Source organism: Pseudolabrys sp. Root1462 (genome assembly GCF_001426945.1).
GTDB lineage: Bacteria > Pseudomonadota > Alphaproteobacteria > Rhizobiales > Xanthobacteraceae > Pseudolabrys.
Genome location: NZ_LMFS01000001.1, coordinates 2,095,041 through 2,114,043, shown reverse-complemented (window position 1 = coordinate 2,114,043; position 19,003 = coordinate 2,095,041). Strand labels below are relative to the sequence as shown.

Here is a 19,003-nt window from a genome sequence, read left to right as displayed (position 1 = left end):
TGACTGTGGTTTCGTCGGCCGCGCGACGCTTGAGCACGAACGTCGTCGCTTCGCTCAAGCGTTTGACGCGGCCGATCAATTGGCGACGGACGTTTCCCTGGATCGATGAGCCGCGTCAGGTGCTGATCGGCGCGGTAATCGTGCTCGCGGGCTTGCTGCTCTGCATGGCGCTGATCGATACGGGCGCGACCCGGTTCGCTCGGTCACTCCCGCGCTCGATCGTCGACTTCTTCAATTTCCTCACCGATTTCGGCAAAGGCGCCTGGGTTCTCTGGCCGCTGGGTCTGGCATTTATCGCGCTCGCGGCGTTACCGCGCGCCGTCACGCCGATCGCGCAGGCAGTGCAGGCGGCGATCATGGTTCGCGTTGGCTTCCTGTTCGTGGCGATCGGATTGCCGGGGCTGTTCTCGTCGATCGTCAAGAACATGATCGGGCGGGCAAGGCCCGGCGTTCCCGGGCGCATCGATCCCTTCGTGTTCGACCCGTTCCACTGGACGCCGGCCTATGCCGGCATGCCGTCGGGACACGCGACCACAGCCTTCGCGGTGCTGGCCGCGGTCGCCACGCTGTGGCCGCGCTGGCGCACCGTGGCGCTGATCTACGCGGTCGTGATCATGATCAGCCGCATCGTGGTGCAGGCCCACTTCGTCAGCGACACGCTATTGGGCGCCGTCGTCGGCGTCGTCGGCGTCGTCCTGATCCGGCGCTGGTTCGCGGCGCAACGCCTCGGCTTCGCCATCACGCCGGACGGCCATGTGCACCAGTTTCCGGGACCGTCGGGCCGGCGGATCAAAGCTGTTGCCCGCGAGCTATTGGCTTAATAAAGAGCAGCCTCGGGGCGGCCTGAAGCGGCACCCGTACCCGGCCGTCATTCCGGCGCCGGGCGGTCTTTCGGCAAGAGAATCATAGAGTTATGAGCAGCACTCAGCCCGCAGTGGCCGTCGTGGTGCCGGTTCGCAACGAAGCCGGTAATATCGCGCCGCTGGTCGCCGAAATCGCCGCCGCGCTCGACGGGCAGTGGCCGTTCGAAATCGTCTACGTCAATGACGGTTCGACCGACGGCACGGAGGCCGAACTGCAACGCTTGATGGCGATCCATCCATTCCTCCGCCGCGTCCGCCACAAGCAGTCCTGCGGTCAATCGGCGGCGGTGCGCACCGGCGTGTCCGCGGCGCGTGCGCCGGTCATCGTCACCATCGACGGCGACGGCCAGAACGATCCCGCCTTCATCCCCGCCATGATCCGCGCGCTCGAGGCGGGCGCGCCAACTGTCGGCCTGATCGCCGGCCAGCGCCTTCGCCGCAAGGGAGGTTTCAAGCGCCTCCAGTCGCGCATCGCCAATGCCGTGCGCGGTGCTGTGCTGCGCGATGGCACGCGCGACACCGGCTGCGGCCTCAAGGCATTTCGCCGCGACGTTTATCTGCGGCTGCCTTATTTCGATGCGCTGCATCGCTTCATGCCGGCTTTGATCAAGCGCGAGGGGCTTGCGATCGGTTATGTCGATGTTGTCGATCGGGTGCGCGGCGCAGGCGTCTCGAATTACGGAATGTGGGACCGGCTCTGGGTCGGCATCCTCGATCTGGCGGGCGTGTGGTGGCTGATCCGTCGCCGCAAACGCGTGCCGGAAGTCATTGAAGGTTGAAGCCTTGCGCGCGGCAGGACATGCGCCGCGATCGGCGGAGCTTCGTCGAATGAAGGGAAATAAGCCATGCTGATCGACATCGCCCAGACCGTTGGTGGTTATCTCCATGATGTGTTCGTTGGAGGCGCCGATTGGGGCGTTCTGCTCGGCTACGTGGCGCAGTCTCTTTTTGCGATGCGTTTCGTCGTGCAATGGATTGCATCGGAGCGTGCCGGACGCAGCGTGGTACCGATGACGTTCTGGGTGTTCTCGATCGGCGGCGGCATCATGCTGCTGGGCTACGCCCTCTATCGCAAGGATCCGGTGTTCATCATCGGCCAGGCCTTCGGGGTGTTCGTTTATATCCGCAATCTGCAATTCGTCCTGCGCGGCCGCGGCCAGGGTGCCGCCGCATAGTCTGCGGCATAGAATTTGCGTTCCCCGTCACATGACATCTGAGAAGATTGTCGCATGTGAAAGGGGACGACCCGTTGCGAAAAAATCGAGCAGAACCCTGCACTCATAAAGGCAGGGCGGGCTCGCTTTGTGCATCGCGAATACGTTTAAGCCCTTGACCTTGCGCCGCGATCGTTCTGAGATGCCGAATTGGGAGCACACTCTGGGAATGGCGAAGGCAGTCGTGGCTCATTTTTGCGCCACTGTGTCTTGTGAGGGGAAATCAATGCCTTTCGAGGGGAAGGCGTGCCAGCTCCGAGGGGCGCGACTAATTCAACAAGCATGGGATGAGGCTGCACAATGAAACGAGTATTCGGTGTTGTTGCTTTGGCCGCGGCGGTTTTCGTCGCCCAAGGCGCGTCGGCTCAAACGCTCAAACAGGTTAAGGATCGTGGGGTCCTGAATTGCGGCGCCAACGGCCAGCTCGCCGGTTTTGGCTTGCCGGACGCGCAGGGTAACTGGGCGGGTCTTGACGTCGACGTCTGCCGCGCGGTGGCGGCGGCGGTTCTTGGCGACGCCAAGAAGGTCAAGTTCGTGCCGCTGACGGCGAAGGATCGTTTCACCGCGCTGCAGTCGGGCGATGTCGATCTGCTGGCGCGCAACACCACCTGGACGGAATCGCGCGACACGACGCTCGGCCTGAACTTCACCGGCGTGAACTACTATGACGGCCAAGGCTTCATGGTGCGCAAGTCGCTCAAGGTGAACTCGGCGCTTGAACTCAACGGCGCTTCGGTTTGCGTGCAGCAGGGCACCACCACCGAGCTCAACCTCGCGGACTACTTCCGCGCCAACAAGATGCAGCTCAAGTCCGTGACCTTCGCCGATGCCGATCAGACCGTGAAGGCCTATGACGCCGGCCGCTGCGACGCTTTCACCACGGACGCTTCGGGCCTGTATTCGGAGCGCCTGCGTCTTGCCAAGCCGGACGATCATATCGTGCTCCCCGAGATCATCTCGAAGGAGCCGCTCGGGCCGTCCGTTCGTCACGGCGACGACCAGTGGTTCGACGTCGTCAAGTGGGTCGGCTTCGCGATGGTCGACGCCGAAGACCTTGGCGTCGACTCCAAGAACGTCGACGAGATGATGAAGTCGACCAATCCTGAAATCCGCCGTCTGCTCGGCGTCGAAGGCAACTTCGGCGAACAGCTCGGCCTGACCAAGGATACCTTCTACAAGGTCATCAAGCAGGTCGGTAACTACGGCGAGTCGTTCGAGCGCAACGTCGGCAGCGGTTCGCCGCTGAAGATCGACCGCGGTCTCAACAAACTGTGGACCAAGGGCGGCATCATGTACGCCCCGCCGATCCACTAAACGATTGATGACGATGGCCGCGGACGTAACAGTCCGCGGCCAAAAGTTTCGGCGACGCGCCCAGGCGTTATAACAAGGGCGCTCCGGACGAGGGGATCATGGCGATCGAGAGCGTGGGAGCGCAGCAGCCGGCGCGGGTTGCTTTCTATAATAATCCGAAGTTCCGCAGCGTCGCCTATCAGGTCGTGTTGTGCGCCCTGGTCGTGCTGGCGATCTACGCGGCGGTCAGCAATGCGCTCGACAACCTGCAGCGTGCGCACGTCGCGTCGGGCTTGGGTTTCTGGAATCAGGCCGCCGGTTTCGATATTTCGCAGACGCTGATCGAGTACAGCGCGTCGGTCTCGACTTACGGCACGGCGTTCTGGGTCGGGCTGCTCAATACACTTCTGGTCGGCGCCCTCGGCATCGTGTTGGCCACGATCCTCGGTTTCACCATCGGCATCAGCCGGCTGTCGAAGAACTGGCTACTGTCCAAGGTGGCCACTACCTACGTCGAGACCATCCGCAACATTCCGCTGCTGCTGCAGTTGCTCTTTTGGTACAACGCCGTGCTCAAGGCGCTGCCGGACATCCGCGACAGCCACAAGTTCATGGGGTCCTACCTCAATAACCGCGGCCTGTTCGTGCCGGAGCCGCTCCGCGACCCGGGGCTCGGCTGGGTCGAAGCCGCATTCGCCATCGGCATCGTCGCCTCCCTGGGGTTCTATTACTGGGCGCGCAAACGCCAGATGGAGACCGGCCAGCAGGCGCCCGTTGCCCTGGTCAGCCTCGTGCTGGTGATTGGCCTGCCGCTTGTAATCTTCTTCGTGCTCGGCATGCCGCTGCATTTCGATGCGCCGCAGCTCGGGCGTTTCAACCTCACCGGCGGTCTAGCGCTGCAGCCGGAGTTCGTCGCGCTGTTGCTCGGGCTGAGCGTCTACACGGCGGCATTCATCGCTGAAGTCGTCCGCGCCGGCATTCGTGCCGTCTCGCATGGCCAGACCGAAGCCGCTTATTCGCTTGGATTGAGGTCTGGGCCGACCCTGCGTCTGATCATCGTGCCGCAAGCCATGCGCGTGATCGTGCCGCCGCTGACGAGCCAGTATCTCAACCTGATCAAGAACTCGTCGCTTGCGGTTGCGGTCGGTTATCCGGATCTCGTCCAGGTGTTCACCGGCACTGTGCTCAATCAGACCGGGCAAGCGGTCGAAGTCGTCGCGATCACCATGCTGGTCTACCTCTTCATCAGCCTGGTCACGTCGCTGCTGATGAATATCTACAATAGCCGCGTCAAGCTGGTGGAACGGTGAGGGCGGCGCCATGACGATGTCCGAAGGCGATCTCGCCGTTGCCGAACTCCGCTTCATCCGCACGGAAACGCTGGAACAGCAGCCGCCGCCATCATCGCTGACCGGCCCGATCGGCTGGGCGCGCGAGAACCTGTTCTCGTCGCCATTCAATATCGTGCTGACGATCCTCATCGGTCTGTTGGTGCTCTGGATCATTCCCGACCTTCTGCGGTTCATGTTCTTCGACGCAGTTTGGACCGGGGCCGATCGCGACGCGTGTCTCGAGAGCGTGCAGAACCGCACGATCGGCGCCTGCTGGCCGTTCGTCTGGGAGCGCTTGCCGTATTTCATCTACGGCTCGTACCCGATCCCGGAACGTTGGCGCGTCGATATCTTCTTCGTGCTGCTCGCCGTCGGTGTCGCCTGGCTGTTGTGGCTCAACGCGCCGCGGCGGGACATCGGCGTCGTTTACAGCTTCGTCGTGCTGCCGATCGTGTCCTTTATTCTGTTGCACGGCTTCGAGGCGATCGGCCTGCCGGTGGTCGATACCGTCTACTGGGGTGGCGTGCTGGTCACCATGGTCGTGGCGTCCGTCGGCATCGCCTTTTCGCTGCCGATCGGCATCCTGCTGGCACTCGGCCGGCGGTCGAACATGCCGACGGTCAAATTGTTTTCGGTGGTGTTCATCGAGTTCGTGCGCGGCGTACCGCTGATCACGGTTCTGTTTATGGCCAGCGTCATGCTGCCGCTGTTCGTTCCCGAGGAATTGTCGCCGAACAAGCTGCTGCGCGCGCTTATCGGTATCGCGATGTTCTCTTCGGCCTACATGGCAGAAGTGGTGCGCGCGGGCCTCGCCGCGATCCCGAAAGGGCAATTCGAAGGCGCGATGGCCGTGGGTCTCGGCTACTGGCAGATGATGCGGCTGATCGTTCTGCCGCAGGCGCTCAAGATCACCATCCCGAACATCGTCAATACCTTCATCGGCATGTTCAAGGATACGTCGCTGGTGTTCATCGTCGGCATTTTCGATCTGCTGCGTACCATCGAGGTGTCGCGCATCGATCCGAAATGGGCGACGCCGGTGACGTCGACGACTGGCTATCTGGTGGCCGCGCTGTTCTATCTCGTGTTCTGCTACGGCATGTCGCGTTACGCGCGCATGACCGAGGCTCGCCTCGGCAAGGCCGACAGGCGATAAAAATCGTGGTGCGGCGGAGAGGGGCCGCCGCGCCGAATATTGGACTGAAGCGAAGAGAGGGTTCGCAATGGCCGAAACTGCGGTGAAGATCAAGCCGACGCGGCTCAACAATCAGGTTGCCGTCGAAATCACGAACATGAACAAGTGGTATGGCGATTTCCACGTGTTGCGCGACATCAACCTGCGTGTCGCCGGCGGCGAGCGTATCGTCATTTGCGGACCTTCCGGCTCCGGCAAGTCGACCATGATCCGCTGCATCAATCGTCTCGAGGAATTCCAGAAGGGCCGGATCGTCGTCGACGGCGTCGAGTTGACCGACGATCTGAAGAAGATCGACGAAGTGCGCCGCGAGGTCGGCATGGTGTTTCAGCACTTCAATCTGTTTCCCCATCTGACCGTGCTGGAAAACTGCACGCTGGCGCCGATCTGGGTGCGCAAGATGCCGAAGAAACAGGCCGAGGAGGTCGCGATGCACTTCCTCACCCGCGTCAAGATTCCCAACCAGGCGCTGAAATTCCCGGGACAGCTGTCCGGCGGCCAACAGCAGCGTGTTGCCATCGCTCGGGCGCTCTGCATGAGCCCGAAGATCATGCTGTTCGACGAACCGACCTCGGCGCTCGATCCGGAAATGGTCAAGGAAGTGCTCGACACCATGGTCTCGCTGGCCGAAGAGGGCATGACCATGCTGTGCGTCACCCACGAGATGGGCTTTGCCCGTCAGGTCGCCAACCGCGTCATCTTCATGGATGCCGGACAGATCGTCGAAGTGAATACCCCGGACGAGTTCTTCAGCCACCCGCAGCACGAGCGGACCAAGCTGTTCCTGAGCCAGATCCTGCACTAACCGGCAGAGCCGGCGGCGACGCTAGGCTGCCGCCGGTTCGCCCTCGAACAGGCGCAGCACATGCGCCCGCACATCGTCGGGCCAGCCGGCCATATGCGTTTCCATGTCGGCAATCTTGTTGGCGAACAGGGCGCGTGAGGCTTCCTCGAAACCGGGCAGGTTGCCCGCCATCGCCGACATGAAGCGGTACGTGCGCTCCTGAAGTTGGCGCAACGCCGCGCGATCGTCGCCGCTGGCGCGTGAGGCGGTTTCGACCAGCCGCCGTAGCGTGGCCGAAGCGCCGCCCGGCTGGGCCCCCAGCCATTCCCAATGCCGCGGCAGCAGCGTGACTTCGCGGCTGACCACGCCGAGCTTCGGCCGTCCGGCGGCACGCGCCGGTTCGGCAGTCGCTGCGGATTGCTTCTCGATGCGGTCAGCGATGTCGCGATCCGAGCCGCGCAGATCGAAATCGATCTCGCGGCCGGACTGATCGTCGAAAATGAGGATCGCGGCGTCCGGATGGCTGCGCACGCGCTGCTTCACGGCGACGGCGACGTCCGCATGGGGGCCGGAGACGAGGCGACGGCTGCCGTCGAAAGCGGTGCAACGAAGGACGGGGTGGGCTGAGGGATGACTGTTTGACATCCCAGGTATTTACCCGGGTAAAAATGATTCGTCAATTACCCGGGTAATAATTGTCAGTCTTTTTCGACCGGCAGGTCCGGGCGGCCGCCCCATTCCGACCATGAGCCGTCATAGACCGGCGGCAGCGGCTTGCCGATGGCGTCGAGCCCCAGCGCCAGGATGACGGCCGAAACGCCGGAGCCGCAGCTCGTGATGATCGGCTTGTCCAGATCGACGCCGGCCTTCTCGAACGAGGCCTTGATCTTGTCCGGCGCCACCAGCCGACCATTGTCCACCAGTTCGCTGGACGGCACGTTGAAAGCACCCGGCATGTGGCCAGCGCGCAGACCGGGACGCGGCTCGGGATCGCGGCCGGCGAAGCGGCCCGCGGGGCGTGCATCGACGACCTGAATATCCGTGCCGTTGAGCGCCATCGAAATGTCGTCGGTGATCGCAACAGCGCTGGTCGCCATCTCGGCCTTGAAGGTCTTCGCCGCCGGCTTGACCTCGCCGGCTTCGGTCGGCCGGTTCTCGGCTTTCCACGCCGGCATGCCGCCGTCGAGGATGAAGACGTTCTTGGCGCCGAAGATGCGGAAGGTCCACCACACGCGCGGCGCGCCGCCGAGGCCGGAGCCGTCATAGACAATGATGGTATCGGTTTCGTCAATGCCGAGCTTACCGACCGCTTCGGCGAACTGGGTCGGCCCCGGCAACATGTGCGGCAGATCGGTGGAGTGATCCGAAATGGCGTCGATATCAAAAAACACCGCGCCGGGAATGTGCGCCGCCTGATATTCCGCTCTGGCGTCGCGCTTCAGCGCCGGCAAATAAAACGAACCATCGACGATGGCGATGCCGGGTTTACCGAGTTGGCCGGCGAGCCATTCCGTCGAGCGGAGCCATTTGCTGTGAAGAGTGTCGGCCATGGGATTCCTTTGTGTGCTGTAGCGTCAATGCGGCGCCAGCGCGAAACGTTCCGGGTTCAGGCCAGCGCGATGCGCACGCGGCGGTTCTGTTTGCCCTTTTTCTCGATGCCCGTCACTGTCACGCCGCCGATTTCGCCGATCTTGCGCACATGGGTGCCGCCGCAGGGCTGCAGATCGAGGTTTGAGATCTCGATAAGACGCACCTGTCCGGTGCCCATCGGCGGTCTCACCGACATGGATTTGATGAGGCCCGGATTGGCCTCGAGTTCGGCGTCGCTGATCCAACGGCTCGACACCGCGGCATCGGTGGCGATCATCTCCGCGAGTTTCGTCGCGATCTCATTCTTGTCGAGGCCCGCTTCGGGAATGTCGAAATCGGCGCGGCCGTCGGCATCGCCGACTGAAGCGCCGGTGATCGGATACGGCAACACCACCGACAACAGATGCAAGGCGGTGTGAATCTTCATGCGGCCGTAGCGCTTGTCCCAGTCGATCGTGGCCCGGACTGCGTCACCGACCTTCAGGGCTGGTGCGCCGATGGAAGGCACGTGGGCAATCTCTGTCTTGAATTTGTCGGTATAGATCGCGTCGGCGATGACGAAGCGCGTGCCGTCATCCAGTATAAAAGCGCCGGTGTCGCCGGGTTGCCCGCCGGAATTGGCGTAGAACACGGTGCGGTCCAGCACGATGCCGCCTTGCTCGGTGAGGGCGACCACACGGGCCTCGCAATCCTTGAGATAAGAATCGTCGCGGAACAGGCACTCGGTCGGCATACGAAGTCCTATGCAAAGTCCTAGACGAACGGCGGCTTGATGTCGGTCTTGCGCGTCAGCCAGTCCGGCACCGGAAGGTTTTTCGAGCGCAGGAATTCCGGATTGAACAGTTTCGACTGATAGCGCGCGCCGCCGTCGCAAAGCATCGTCACGATGGTGTGGCCGGGTCCGAGGTCCTTGGCGAGGCGGATGGCGCCGGCGATGTTGACGCCGCTGGAGCCGCCGAGGCAAAGGCCCTCATGCTCGGTGAGTTCGAACACCAGCGGCACCGCTTCTTCATCGGGGATCAGATAGGCCTTGTCGACTTTCATCTGCTCGACGATCGCGGTGACGCGGCCAAGTCCGATGCCTTCGGTGATCGAACCGCCTTCGGTCGATTTGACTTCACCGTGATCGAAATAGTTGTACATCGCTGCGCCGCGCGGATCGGCGACGCCGATGGTGACCCCTGGCTTCTTCTCCTTGAGATACATCGACACACCGGCCAGCGTCCCGCCGGAGCCGACCGAGCAGATGAAGCCGTCGACCTTGCCGCCGGTGTCGTTCCAGATTTCCGGCCCGGTCGAGACGTAATGCGCCTTGCTGTTGTCGAGGTTATTCCACTGGTCGGCGAAGATGACGCCGTTCTTTTCCGTCTTCTTCAGCTCCTCGGCGAGCCGGCGGCCGACATGCTGATAATTGTTGGGGTTGCCGTAGGGCAGGGCCGGCACTTCGACCAGCTCCGCGCCGGCGAGGCGCAATGTGTCTTTCTTTTCCTGGCTCTGCGTTTCCGGAATGACGATCAGTGTCCGGTAGCCGCGGGCCGCGGCGACGACTGCCAGTCCGATACCGGTATTCCCGGCGGTGGATTCGACCACCAGGCCGCCGGGGCGCAGTTCGCCGCGCTTCTCCGCTTCGAGGATCATCTGCCGGCCGGCGCGGTCCTTGACCGAGCCGCCGGGGTTCATGAACTCGGCCTTACCCAATATTTCACACCCCGTCGCCTCGGAGGCGCGTTTGAGCCGGATCAGAGGGGTGTTGCCGATGGCTTCGATGATGCCGTTGCGCGTATGCATTCTTATTCCAGGTGGGGTTCTGCGAGCGGACGGGGAGCCTAGAGGACCCCTCTACCAGCGACAAGGCCGCGTGCTCGCAGCATAATTCTACTCTTTTTCAGGTGTTTGAGAGGCCCGGACCGCCGCGACGTGCGCTTTGCCGGCAAATGCCTTTCATCCTGGAAACCGCTTCGAAACCATGTTGAAGTTCCACGGGCGGTTTCTAATGCACATTCACCACTTTTTTTATTAGCCGAGTTGTATTGATCGAGCGTGGCCGGGACGGCTCGGGATCGGCCTCACGCCCGTATCAATGTCGGCAGCCATGAATCTCGACGTCAATACGCTCTTTCAGGTGACGGTGTACGTCGAGGCCATCCTTGGCTTGCTGCTGCTGTTCGCCTGGGCGCAGAACATGGCAATCCGCGCCGTGGCGTGGTGGGGATTCGCGCATCTCATCCGGGCCTCGTCGATTGTGCTGTTCGGCTTGTACGGCTCGGCGCCCGATGTGCTGACGATCGACGTCGCCAACGCGCTGCTCTTCACCGCCTTCGCCGTAACCTGGACCGGAGCTCGCGTCTTCGATGGCCGTCCCGTCGAACCCGTCTATCTCGTGACCGGTGCGGTGCTTTGGCTGCTGGTCAGCCGTCTGCCGGTGCTTACCGGCGCCGTCGACGCGCGCGCGATGGTCGCGTCCGGCATCATCACCGCCTACACTTGGCTGACTGCATGGGAATTCTGGCGCGGCCGCAAGGAGCAACTGGTCTCGCGCTGGCCGGCGATCTTCATGTTGTTTGCGCACGGCGCGCTATTCCTGCTGCGCACGCCGATGGTCACGCTGCTGCCTTTCGCGATGACGAGCGACAAGATGTTCGGCAGCGTCTGGCTGACGGTCCTGAGTTTCGAGGCACTGCTCTTCACGATTTCGATCGCCTTTATCCTGCTCGCGATGGCCAAGGAGCGCACCGAACTGCGTCACCGCACCGCCGCTATGATCGATCCGCTGACCGGCATCGCCAACCGCCGCGCCTTTCTTCAGGAAGCGGCGGAGATGGCCCGACGGCACGGGTCCGATCCGCGTCCGGCCGCGGTCATGCTCATCGATCTTGATCACTTCAAGTCGATCAACGATCGCTTTGGACACGCGGTCGGCGATCGCGTGCTCGAGATTTTTACCGCGGCGGCGGGCGAGTCGATGCGCTCTTCAGATCTTTTCGGCCGTATCGGCGGCGAGGAGTTCGCCGTCATCCTGCATGACACCCGCGCCGACGAGGCCTTCACGGTCGCGCAACGCATTCGCGAAACCTTTGCGGATGTCGCCTCCGAAGTCGACGGACGCCCGGTCGCTGCGACCGTCAGCATCGGCATGGTTCACTGCGACGGGCCCGCCCTGGACATCGTCGAACTGCTGTCGCAGGCCGATCAGGCGCTGTATTTCGCCAAGGAGAATGGCCGCAATCGCGTCGAAGTTGCGTCCCTCGAGCTGGTGCTCGGACAGCGCGACGGCACTTCGTTAGCCGCGGCCGCGCCGGCACAAGCCGCCCGCACGGCTGCCTGAATTCCACATCTCCGTTCGCCTGCGAGCTATGCCCGGTTGGGCGATGCCCACCGTTGCATTTCATGGCCTGTCGCCGCATAGCTCTGGCTAACGACAATGATCAGGGCAGGCACGTTCCATGAAGCGCAGCACCGACCGAATTCTCACCACCCATGTCGGCAGTTTGATCCGTCCGCCGGAGCTGCAGGACTTTCTGCGCGCGGTGCAGAGCGGCAAGCCCTATGACGAAGCCGCCTACCAGCGGTGCCTGAGCGACAGCGTCGCGGCCGTGGTTGCGCAACAGGCGGCGACCGGCATCGACGTGCCGAGCGATGGCGAGTTCGGCAAGTCGATCTCCTGGGCGCAATACGCGCTGACGCGGCTCTCGGGCTTCGAGCGCCGGCCGATCAAAGAAGACAAGGCCAATCCGTTCAAGCGCGGCGCCGACCGCACGCGCTTTGCCGAGTTCTATGCCGAGCTCGACGCCAAGGAAGCCGTCTCGACCACGACCGAGGCGATTTGCGTCGGACCGATCAGCTATTCGGGGCAGGCCGAACTTCAGCGCGACATCGCCAACTTCAAGGCGGCTCTGGCGAAGGTGAAGCTCGAAGACGCGTTCCTTCCGGTCGCCGCGCCGGCCAGCGTCATCCCGGACCGCAAGAACGAGTTTTACAAGACCGACGAGGAGTTGCAGTCGGCGATCGCCGCCGCCATGCGCACCGAATACAAGGCCATCATCGACGCCGGCCTCGTGGTGCAACTCGACGATGCGCGGTCGGCCGTGACCTACGATCGCATGGTGCCGCCGGCGAGCTTCGCCGACTACAAGAGCTGGCTGGAAAAGCAGATCGAGATCATGAACGAGGCGACCAAGGGGCTGCCGGCCGAGCAGATCCGTTATCACGTGTGCTGGGGCTCGTGGCCGGGGCCGCATGTCTCCGACGTGCCGCTCAAGGACATCGTCGATATCATCCTCAAGGCCAAGGTCGGCGCCTTCGTCATCGAGGGCGCCAATCCACGCCATGAGCACGAGTGGAAAGTCTGGAAGAACGCCAAGCTCGATGGCCGCGTGCTCATCCCTGGCGTCATCAGCCATGCCACCAACGTGGTCGAGCATCCCGAACTGGTGGCCGAACGCATTGTGCGGCTGGCCGGCGTCGTCGGCCGCGAAAACGTCATCGGCGGCACAGACTGCGGCTTTGCCCAGGGGCCGTTCTATCGCCGCGTTCATCCGACGGTGATGTGGGCGAAGCTGGAAGCACTGGTGGCCGGTGCGCGACTGGCGAGCCAGGAACTGTGGGGCCGTGCGGCGGCCTGACCGCTGTTGGTCTTTGTCACGGCAGATGTGAAGCGGGCGGGGTGGCCAAAGGGCCACCCGCGGCGCTAGGCTTTGGCAGCCGGCAGCACAAGAAGCCGGAGCCCGGGAGCATCGCCCATGAATGTGACCGCACAAGCCGCGTCGGCGCTCGCCATTCCCTTCGATCACCACCGTCTCGACCGGCTGATGGATCAGGCCGGCATTGACGTCGTGGTCGTAACCTCGAAGCACAACGCGCGGTATTTCACCGGCGGCCACCGCGCCAATTTCTTCGACTACATGGATGCGATCGGTCTGAGCCGCTATCTGCCGGTGTTCGTCTATCCGAAAGGCGCGCCGGAGAAGGCGGCCTATATCGGCCACCGGCTCGAAGGCTTTCAGGTCCGCGTTCAGCCGCTCTGGGTTCCGGAAACGCAGACCAATTCCGGCACTGCGGTCGATGCGATGCAGAAGGCGGTGGCCTATATGGCGAAGGCCAACTTCAAACCGAAGCGTATTGCTGCCGAATTCGGCTTCCTGCCTTACGATGCCGCCAAGGTACTGCGCGACGCTTATCCCGACGCCGACTGGGTCGATGCCGTCCACGTGACCGAGCGGCAGCGCCTCAAGAAGTCACCGGCCGAACTGGCGCTGCTCAAGGAAGCCTCCGAACGCGTACTGGCTTCGATGCGAGCGGTGATCGAGAACACTCCGCCCGGCGCCACCAAGGCCGATGTCACCGAAGCGCTGCGCCGCGAGGAGGTCAAGCGCGGTCTGACCTTCGAATATTGTCTGATTACCGCCGGCACCAATCTCAATCGCGCGCCGACCGACCAGCGCTGGGAGAAGGGCGAGATCATGTCGCTCGACTCCGGCGGAAATTATCACGGCTACATTGGCGATATCTGCCGCATGGCAATCCAGGGCGATCCGGATGCCGAACTCCAAGACATGCTTGCGGAAATCGAGATGATCCAGCGCGCGGCGATGAAGCCGATCAAGGCCGGTGCGCCGGGGCGCGTCATCTACGAGGCAGCCGAGCCGCTGCGTGCCCGGTCGAAATATCAGCCGCTCGATTTCCTCGCCCACGGCATGGGGCTGGTCAGCCACGAGGCGCCGCACCTCACGGCCAGCGGCCCGGTTCCCTATCCGGCGACCGATGCCGATTTGCCGCTCGAGGCGGGCACGGTGATCTCGGTCGAGACCACGCTGGCGCATCCGACACGCGGCTTCATCAAGCTGGAGGACACCGTGCTCGTCACCGACTCCGGTCACGAGATCTTTGGCGAAGGCCTCCGCGGCTGGAACAGGGCAGGGACGGGAGTCTGATCAGACTTTCGTTCGCTCATCCGCTTCTTTCGCCAGCGCGACGAGGCTATCGGCGACCTTCACCGGGTACGCGATGTCCGGCTGCAATCGCCGCAGCGGCTCCGGCAGACGCGCCAGATCGCGCGCGGCACGTTCGCGAATTTGTGCCAAGGTCGACGGCGAGCCAAAGCGCTTGCCGCCACGCATCACCGGTACGATCAGCGGCTCGCCGGATGGCGCGTCACTTTCCAGCGACAGCGTGTCGCCGCTCATGCGGCCATCGCTGCCATATTGGCGGAAGACCTGCTTGCGGCCGGGCCAGGTCTGCTTGCCTTCCGACAATTTGCGCTTCGGCCGGCCTTTGTATTCCTGCAGCTTGTAGGCGCAGTCGAGAGACGGCGCATCGATCGACGCGTCGAGATTGACGCCGATGCCGAAGCCGTCGATCGGCGCGCCTTCCTTCATCATCACCTGCAGCACATCTTCATTGATGCCGCCGCTGACGAGGATGATGACGTCCCTCAGCCCGCCGTCGTCGAAAATTCCGCGCACCTTGCGGGCCATGGCGGCGAGATCACCGGAATCGATACGCACGCCGCGGACGGCGATGCCGTCCGCCTGGAGCCGCGGCGCGAGCTCGACGACTTTGCGAGCGCCGGCTTCGGTGTCGTAGGTGTCGATCAGCAGGATGACGTCGTTCGGGCGCGACCGCGCGAAGGTCTCGAAAGCCACGGCCTCGTCGTCATGCACCTGGATGAAGGAATGCGCCATGGTGCCGACGACGGGAATTCCGTAGCGCTGGCCGGCCAGTACATTGGCGGCGCCGCCGAAGCCGGCGATGTAGCTCGCCCGCGCTGAATAGAGCCCGGCCTCGGCGCCGTGCGCGGTGCGCAGGCCGAAATCGGACAGGATCTTGCCCGGCGCGGCGAGCACCATGCGTGCCGCCTTCGACGCGATCAGCGTCTGGAAATGCAGAATGTTGATGAGCCGCGATTCGACGATCTGCGCCTGCGGCAGCGGCGCGGTGATGCGGATCAGCGGTTCGTTCGGAAAACACACACTGCCTTCCGGAACGGCGTGGACGTCGCCGGTGAAGCGGAAGTCCTTCAGATAATCGAGGTAGTTGTCGCGGAAACGCGCGGTGCTTTTCAGCCAATCGATCTCGGCGGGCGAGAAACGCAGTGTCTCGAGATAATCGAGCGCGTCTTCGAGGCCTGCAGCCAACAGGAAACCGCGGCGCGCCGGCAGCCTCCGCACGAAGAATTCGAAGACGGCCTCGCCGGTCTCGCTTTTATCGAGATAGGCTTGAACCATGTTGAGTTCGTAGAGGTCAGTCAGCAGCGGGCTGACGACGGGATCGGCGGACTTCGTCATTGTTCGTGTGCAAATCTTCTGGCCGTTGAGCTGCGCGGACATTTGCACAAAATCTCGCTGGTCGCGACAGCGCTTTCTACCTGCGACAGATATCCGCACGCATGGCTTTGGTGGTCTTACGGAGCGTCTGCGCGTGGCAGCGTGACGCGAACGCGTGTACCGCCGCCGGGCCTGTCTTCGATGACGACCTGTCCGCCCAGGCTTTCCACAATCTGCCGCACGATAGTGAGTCCGAGCCCGGCGCCGCCTTTGTCGCGGTTGCGCGAGCTTTCGAGCCGGTAGAAAGGTTCGAACACGTGCTCGCGCTCCTCGACCGCGATGCCGGGGCCGCGGTCTTCGGTCTGCAACTCGATTGCCGCAGCGCTGGCATGCAGCGACACTTCGGCGCTGCCGCCATAGGCGATGGCATTGTTGATCAGGTTGGCAAGAACGCGGGTTAGTCCGGTCGCGGTGGCGCGCACGCGCAGCGCTGGGGCATCGTCTGCGATGGTGCACGTCACCGGACGCCCTTGTGCCCGCTGAGTCTCGCATTCGGCGCGCACGATCGCGGTGATATCGACCGGCTCCGGCGTACCATTGGCGAAAGACGCCCGGGCAAATGCAAGGGCGTCGTCCATCAGGGCCTGCATGTCGTCGAGATCGGCCGCTGCCTTGCGGCGTTGTTCGGTGTCCGGCAGCAGTTCGAGGCGCAGGCGCAGGCGTGTGACGTACGTCCGCAGGTCGTGGCTGATAGCGCCGAGCACGACGGTGCGGCTGCGCACCAGATCGGCGATGCGCGCCTGCATGGCGTTGACCGCTCGCGCCAGCGCCCGCACCTCGGGCGCGCCGCGCTCGGCGACCGGCTGTGGTTCGATGGCGGTGCCGAAGCGGGCGACAGCGTCGGCCAGATCCGACAGCGGTCTCGTTTCACGTCGCACGGCGACGATCGCGGCAAGGGCCACGGCAAATCCAAGAATGCCGGCAATCAAGCCCATCGGGATTCCGAACAGGCGCAATGTGAGTTGCCCACCGGCTTCGACGTCGAGATATTCGCCGGCGGAAAGACCGACGACGGCGCGCATATGCGCGCCGACCAGATCACGCAGCCGCGTCACTTTCTGACTGCCGCGGGACGGACCGGTCACCAGGGAGAGGGCGACGAAGCGGTCATCCGGCGGTCCGATCAGAGCGCGCAGGCGCTGCTCGCGGCCGCCGAGCACGGCCGTGTGCTCGACGTCCGCCGGCTTACCGGATCGGATTTCGGCCCTGAACCTGGGGTCGCTGGCCGCGCGCGCAACGATCGCGCGGTCGCCGGGCGGGACCTGCTCAAGGGCCTGGGTGAGCGAGGCGATCTGTGCGAGCACCGGGGTGCCGGACGTCCGGTCGTCGCCGTCGCGGTGCTCGGCGATGTAAGCGGCTGCCATCAGAATTTGGCCGAGGACGATGGCGCCGACGACGATCAGGATCAGGCGACTGCCGATACGAAAGCGGCCCATCGCGCTAGACTGCACCACCGGACGGCAACGCCCGGACGTCGATGGCAAACAGATAGCCGCCGTTGCGCACGGTCTTGATGGCGTCGGCGAGCTGGGGCTCGGCGTCGACGAGTTTGCGCCGCAGGCGGCTCACCGAGACGTCTATGGTGCGATCGAACGGATCTGCGTTGCGGCCGCGAGTCCAGTCGAGCAGTTGATCTCGCGACAGAACGCGTTTCGGCCGTTCGAGAAAACAGGCAAGCAGATCGAATTCCGCCGACGTTAAATCGACCGTGCGGCCGTTGCTTGCGAGCACCGCACGGCCGTGGAGATCGGCAACGAGGTTGCCGAAGATGACGCGGCGCGTCGCCGCGACGCCGGCCACCGGCACAGGTTCGCTCCGGCGCAGGATGGCGCGGATCCGAGCAAGCAGTTCGCGCGGATTGAATGGCTTCGGCAGATAATCGTCGGCGCCAATCTCCAGTCCGACGATGCGGTCGATATCGTCGGCCTTGGCGGTCAGCATCAGGATCGGCAGCGTCGACGTGGCGCGCAGGCGCCGGCAGATCGATAGGCCGTCCTCGCCGGGCAGCATGATGTCGAGGACGACGAGGTCGGGTCGGGCCTGCGCCAGCGCGCGGTCCATCGCGGCACCGTCTTCGGCGCAGACCGTGGTGAACCCTTCGCGCGTCAGAAAATCCGACAGCAGCGAGCGGATCTCGCTGTCGTCTTCCACAATCATAATGGTGCGCCCAGTCATGGCCGGCACTTTAGGTCGCAGCGGCGGAGCAGCAATAGGGGGCTTGGCCTCGTTACAAAACGTTACAAATTCAAGCTGTTCCGAAATCGTGAGGCAAATCGCGCGGACGAATGTCTCTCTCATGCAGGCCGGTGAACGGTTGGTTCTGACGGTCGCCAGCAAAGGAGACTTCGATGAAAATTGCGCTCGCTTCCATCTCACTCGCCGCCGCGCTTGTCGTCGGCGGTTCCTCCGCCGCCAGCGCCTGGACGCGCAGCGGCACGGTGACGACGCCACGCGGGACCTATTACGGTTCGGCCTCGGGCGGTTGCGCCGGCGGCACGTGCTCGCGTTCGGCTTCGATAACGGGTCCGAACGGCCGCACCGTCTCGCGCTCAGGCAGCATCACGCGCACGGCGCCGCACAGCTACAGCTATTCGCGCACCACCACCGGGCCGCAAGGCCGCAGTGTGACGCGCGCCGGCACGGTCCACGTCTATCCGTACTGAGTGATGACGTGACCTGAGCGGCTGCCGGGGTGCCTAGCCCCAACCCCCTCGCTCCGGCAGCCGCACTTTTTTCCGATGTCCGATCTTGAAGAGGATCACCTCATGAGAAGCTTCATCGTTCCATTTGCGCTACTTGCAATCGCTGCGTTTGCACCCGCGGCGCAAGCCGTGCCGCTGGCGTTGCCCGCCGCGCCGCCATCCGATGTGATTGCGGTACGCAACGGTTGCGGTCTCGGCTGGCATCGCGGTCCGTACGGCTTCTGCCGGCCCAATGCAGCGCCGTATCGCTACTATCCGTACGCCTATTACGGGCCGCCGCGGCCGCCGGCGCGTTGCTGGTGGGTCGACAGGGGTCACGGCCCGCGGGAGGTTTGCGCATGGTGAGTTTGATACGCGACATCGTGCTGGCCATCGCGGTTACTGCCGGTCTCATCGCGCTCATGTCGGCGGTGTCGTCGCCGCCGGCCGCGGCGCAGGACGCGCCGTCGACCGATCGGGCCGCGACCTTCAGGTCGTTGCGGCAGGCCTGTGGCGATGACGTGCGCGCGCTGTGCCCCGGCATTGCCCCGGGCGGCGGTCGCATCAAAAAATGCCTGCAGGAAAAATCCGATCAGGTGTCCGACACCTGCAAGCGCGCGGTCGCCGCCCGGCCGTGAATGTGCTGCCGGCTTTCGGCCAGGACGGCGAGTCAGCCGCTCCTGGCCGTCGCCCTGATGCCGGCCGCGTAGCGGTCATCCGAGCGCCGGCG

General features: G+C 63.8%; 19 protein-coding genes. 12 read left to right on the top strand and 7 right to left on the bottom strand.

Translation table 11 applies throughout. From position 1 onward, the window contains the following. The first annotated feature begins 29 nt into the window (after nucleotides 1-29). The 7 genes from ASD45_RS10370 (at nucleotide 30) to ASD45_RS10340 (ending at nucleotide 6,701) form a co-directional block, all read left to right on the top strand. On the top strand, nucleotides 30-821 hold the full coding sequence (locus ASD45_RS10370) for a phosphatase PAP2 family protein (protein WP_162249406.1): 792 nt from the start codon (nucleotides 30-32) through the stop codon (nucleotides 819-821). A 92-nt stretch (nucleotides 822-913) separates the two neighbouring features. Beyond that, the gene (locus ASD45_RS10365) at nucleotides 914-1,642 is read left to right on the top strand and encodes a glycosyltransferase family 2 protein (RefSeq protein WP_056911411.1); all 729 of its coding nucleotides are present in this window, start codon (nucleotides 914-916) and stop codon (nucleotides 1,640-1,642) included. A gap of 66 nt (nucleotides 1,643-1,708) precedes the next feature. Further along, entirely contained in the window at nucleotides 1,709-2,038 is a 330-nt protein-coding gene (locus ASD45_RS10360; RefSeq protein ID WP_056911410.1) for a lipid-A-disaccharide synthase N-terminal domain-containing protein, read from the top strand. Nucleotides 2,039-2,377: 339 nt separating this feature from the next. Next, complete coding sequence (locus tag ASD45_RS10355) at nucleotides 2,378-3,391, top strand: amino acid ABC transporter substrate-binding protein (protein ID WP_056911409.1); 1,014 nt, start codon at nucleotides 2,378-2,380, stop codon at nucleotides 3,389-3,391. Nucleotides 3,392-3,489: 98 nt separating this feature from the next. After that, nucleotides 3,490-4,680 (top strand): amino acid ABC transporter permease, encoded by a 1,191-nt coding sequence (locus tag ASD45_RS10350; RefSeq protein ID WP_056911408.1) that lies wholly within the window; start codon nucleotides 3,490-3,492, stop codon nucleotides 4,678-4,680. Between the two features lie 10 nt (nucleotides 4,681-4,690). Next, nucleotides 4,691-5,857: an amino acid ABC transporter permease gene (locus tag ASD45_RS10345; RefSeq protein WP_348271223.1), complete on the top strand. Its 1,167-nt coding sequence runs from the start codon at nucleotides 4,691-4,693 to the stop codon at nucleotides 5,855-5,857. A 67-nt stretch (nucleotides 5,858-5,924) separates the two neighbouring features. Beyond that, nucleotides 5,925-6,701 carry an amino acid ABC transporter ATP-binding protein gene (locus ASD45_RS10340; RefSeq protein WP_056911406.1) on the top strand — a complete coding sequence of 259 codons (777 nt, stop codon included), beginning with the start codon at nucleotides 5,925-5,927 and terminating at the stop codon, nucleotides 6,699-6,701. 21 nt (nucleotides 6,702-6,722) lie between these two features. Here ASD45_RS10340 and ASD45_RS10335 read toward each other — a convergent pair whose 3' ends face one another. Genes ASD45_RS10335 through ASD45_RS10320 form a run of 4 tightly spaced genes read right to left on the bottom strand, consistent with a single transcriptional unit; the run spans nucleotide 6,723 to nucleotide 10,058 of the window. Then, nucleotides 6,723-7,325, bottom strand: a complete 603-nt coding sequence (locus tag ASD45_RS10335) for a DUF2239 family protein (protein ID WP_056911405.1) — start codon at nucleotides 7,323-7,325, stop codon at nucleotides 6,723-6,725. Nucleotides 7,326-7,378: 53 nt separating this feature from the next. After that, nucleotides 7,379-8,230 carry a 3-mercaptopyruvate sulfurtransferase gene (sseA, locus tag ASD45_RS10330; RefSeq protein WP_056911404.1) on the bottom strand — a complete coding sequence of 284 codons (852 nt, stop codon included), beginning with the start codon at nucleotides 8,228-8,230 and terminating at the stop codon, nucleotides 7,379-7,381. 56 nt (nucleotides 8,231-8,286) lie between these two features. Then, complete coding sequence (locus ASD45_RS10325; protein WP_056911403.1) at nucleotides 8,287-9,003, bottom strand: alanyl-tRNA editing protein; 717 nt, start codon at nucleotides 9,001-9,003, stop codon at nucleotides 8,287-8,289. A 20-nt stretch (nucleotides 9,004-9,023) separates the two neighbouring features. After that, nucleotides 9,024-10,058, bottom strand: coding sequence for a cysteine synthase A (locus tag ASD45_RS10320; protein ID WP_056911402.1), 1,035 nt, complete (start codon nucleotides 10,056-10,058; stop codon nucleotides 9,024-9,026). A gap of 292 nt (nucleotides 10,059-10,350) precedes the next feature. Between ASD45_RS10320 and ASD45_RS10315 the strand changes: the two genes are divergently transcribed. The 3 genes from ASD45_RS10315 (at nucleotide 10,351) to ASD45_RS10305 (ending at nucleotide 14,200) form a co-directional block, all read left to right on the top strand. Next, nucleotides 10,351-11,595, top strand: coding sequence for a GGDEF domain-containing protein (locus tag ASD45_RS10315; protein ID WP_056911401.1), 1,245 nt, complete (start codon nucleotides 10,351-10,353; stop codon nucleotides 11,593-11,595). A 118-nt stretch (nucleotides 11,596-11,713) separates the two neighbouring features. Next, complete coding sequence (locus ASD45_RS10310; protein WP_056911400.1) at nucleotides 11,714-12,892, top strand: cobalamin-independent methionine synthase II family protein; 1,179 nt, start codon at nucleotides 11,714-11,716, stop codon at nucleotides 12,890-12,892. Between the two features lie 117 nt (nucleotides 12,893-13,009). Beyond that, complete coding sequence (locus ASD45_RS10305) at nucleotides 13,010-14,200, top strand: Xaa-Pro peptidase family protein (RefSeq protein WP_056911399.1); 1,191 nt, start codon at nucleotides 13,010-13,012, stop codon at nucleotides 14,198-14,200. Here ASD45_RS10305 and ASD45_RS10300 read toward each other — a convergent pair whose 3' ends face one another. The 3 genes from ASD45_RS10300 to ASD45_RS10290 form a co-directional block, all read right to left on the bottom strand. Then, nucleotides 14,201-15,553, bottom strand: a complete 1,353-nt coding sequence (locus ASD45_RS10300) for a nicotinate phosphoribosyltransferase (RefSeq protein WP_056912703.1) — start codon at nucleotides 15,551-15,553, stop codon at nucleotides 14,201-14,203. Nucleotides 15,554-15,669: 116 nt separating this feature from the next. Further along, complete coding sequence (locus ASD45_RS10295; RefSeq protein WP_244485282.1) at nucleotides 15,670-17,046, bottom strand: ATP-binding protein; 1,377 nt, start codon at nucleotides 17,044-17,046, stop codon at nucleotides 15,670-15,672. Further along, nucleotides 17,033-17,767: a response regulator gene (locus ASD45_RS10290; protein ID WP_056911397.1), complete on the bottom strand. Its 735-nt coding sequence runs from the start codon at nucleotides 17,765-17,767 to the stop codon at nucleotides 17,033-17,035. The genes ASD45_RS10295 and ASD45_RS10290 overlap by 14 nt, the downstream gene beginning before the upstream one ends. A gap of 173 nt (nucleotides 17,768-17,940) precedes the next feature. On the opposite strand from ASD45_RS10290, the gene ASD45_RS10285 reads away from it, so the two are divergent. Together ASD45_RS10285 and ASD45_RS10280 are read left to right on the top strand one after the other, a co-directional pair. Beyond that, nucleotides 17,941-18,255 carry a hypothetical protein gene (locus ASD45_RS10285; protein WP_056911396.1) on the top strand — a complete coding sequence of 105 codons (315 nt, stop codon included), beginning with the start codon at nucleotides 17,941-17,943 and terminating at the stop codon, nucleotides 18,253-18,255. A gap of 377 nt (nucleotides 18,256-18,632) precedes the next feature. Then, nucleotides 18,633-18,911: a cysteine rich repeat-containing protein gene (locus ASD45_RS10280; RefSeq protein ID WP_244485281.1), complete on the top strand. Its 279-nt coding sequence runs from the start codon at nucleotides 18,633-18,635 to the stop codon at nucleotides 18,909-18,911. Nucleotides 18,912-19,003: the final 92 nt, after the last annotated feature.

Bases quoted from the DNA above. Each gene is read 5' to 3' on its own strand.
- ASD45_RS10300 (WP_056912703.1), bottom strand. From the start codon at position 15,553: ATGACGAAGTCCGCCGATCCCGTCGTCAGCCCGCTGCTGACTGACCTC.
- ASD45_RS10320 (WP_056911402.1), bottom strand. From the start codon at position 10,058: ATGCATACGCGCAACGGCATCATCGAAGCCATCGGCAACACCCCTCTG.
- ASD45_RS10285 (WP_056911396.1), top strand. From the start codon at position 17,941: ATGAAAATTGCGCTCGCTTCCATCTCACTCGCCGCCGCGCTTGTCGTC.
- ASD45_RS10340 (WP_056911406.1), top strand. From the start codon at position 5,925: ATGGCCGAAACTGCGGTGAAGATCAAGCCGACGCGGCTCAACAATCAG.
- ASD45_RS10345 (WP_348271223.1), top strand. From the start codon at position 4,691: ATGACGATGTCCGAAGGCGATCTCGCCGTTGCCGAACTCCGCTTCATC.
- ASD45_RS10310 (WP_056911400.1), top strand. From the start codon at position 11,714: ATGAAGCGCAGCACCGACCGAATTCTCACCACCCATGTCGGCAGTTTG.
- ASD45_RS10280 (WP_244485281.1), top strand. From the start codon at position 18,633: ATGGTGAGTTTGATACGCGACATCGTGCTGGCCATCGCGGTTACTGCC.
- ASD45_RS10305 (WP_056911399.1), top strand. From the start codon at position 13,010: ATGAATGTGACCGCACAAGCCGCGTCGGCGCTCGCCATTCCCTTCGAT.
- ASD45_RS10355 (WP_056911409.1), top strand. From the start codon at position 2,378: ATGAAACGAGTATTCGGTGTTGTTGCTTTGGCCGCGGCGGTTTTCGTC.
- ASD45_RS10335 (WP_056911405.1), bottom strand. From the start codon at position 7,325: ATGTCAAACAGTCATCCCTCAGCCCACCCCGTCCTTCGTTGCACCGCT.
- ASD45_RS10315 (WP_056911401.1), top strand. From the start codon at position 10,351: ATGTCGGCAGCCATGAATCTCGACGTCAATACGCTCTTTCAGGTGACG.
- ASD45_RS10365 (WP_056911411.1), top strand. From the start codon at position 914: ATGAGCAGCACTCAGCCCGCAGTGGCCGTCGTGGTGCCGGTTCGCAAC.
- ASD45_RS10325 (WP_056911403.1), bottom strand. From the start codon at position 9,003: ATGCCGACCGAGTGCCTGTTCCGCGACGATTCTTATCTCAAGGATTGC.
- ASD45_RS10290 (WP_056911397.1), bottom strand. From the start codon at position 17,767: ATGACTGGGCGCACCATTATGATTGTGGAAGACGACAGCGAGATCCGC.
- sseA (WP_056911404.1), bottom strand. From the start codon at position 8,230: ATGGCCGACACTCTTCACAGCAAATGGCTCCGCTCGACGGAATGGCTC.
- ASD45_RS10360 (WP_056911410.1), top strand. From the start codon at position 1,709: ATGCTGATCGACATCGCCCAGACCGTTGGTGGTTATCTCCATGATGTG.
- ASD45_RS10350 (WP_056911408.1), top strand. From the start codon at position 3,490: ATGGCGATCGAGAGCGTGGGAGCGCAGCAGCCGGCGCGGGTTGCTTTC.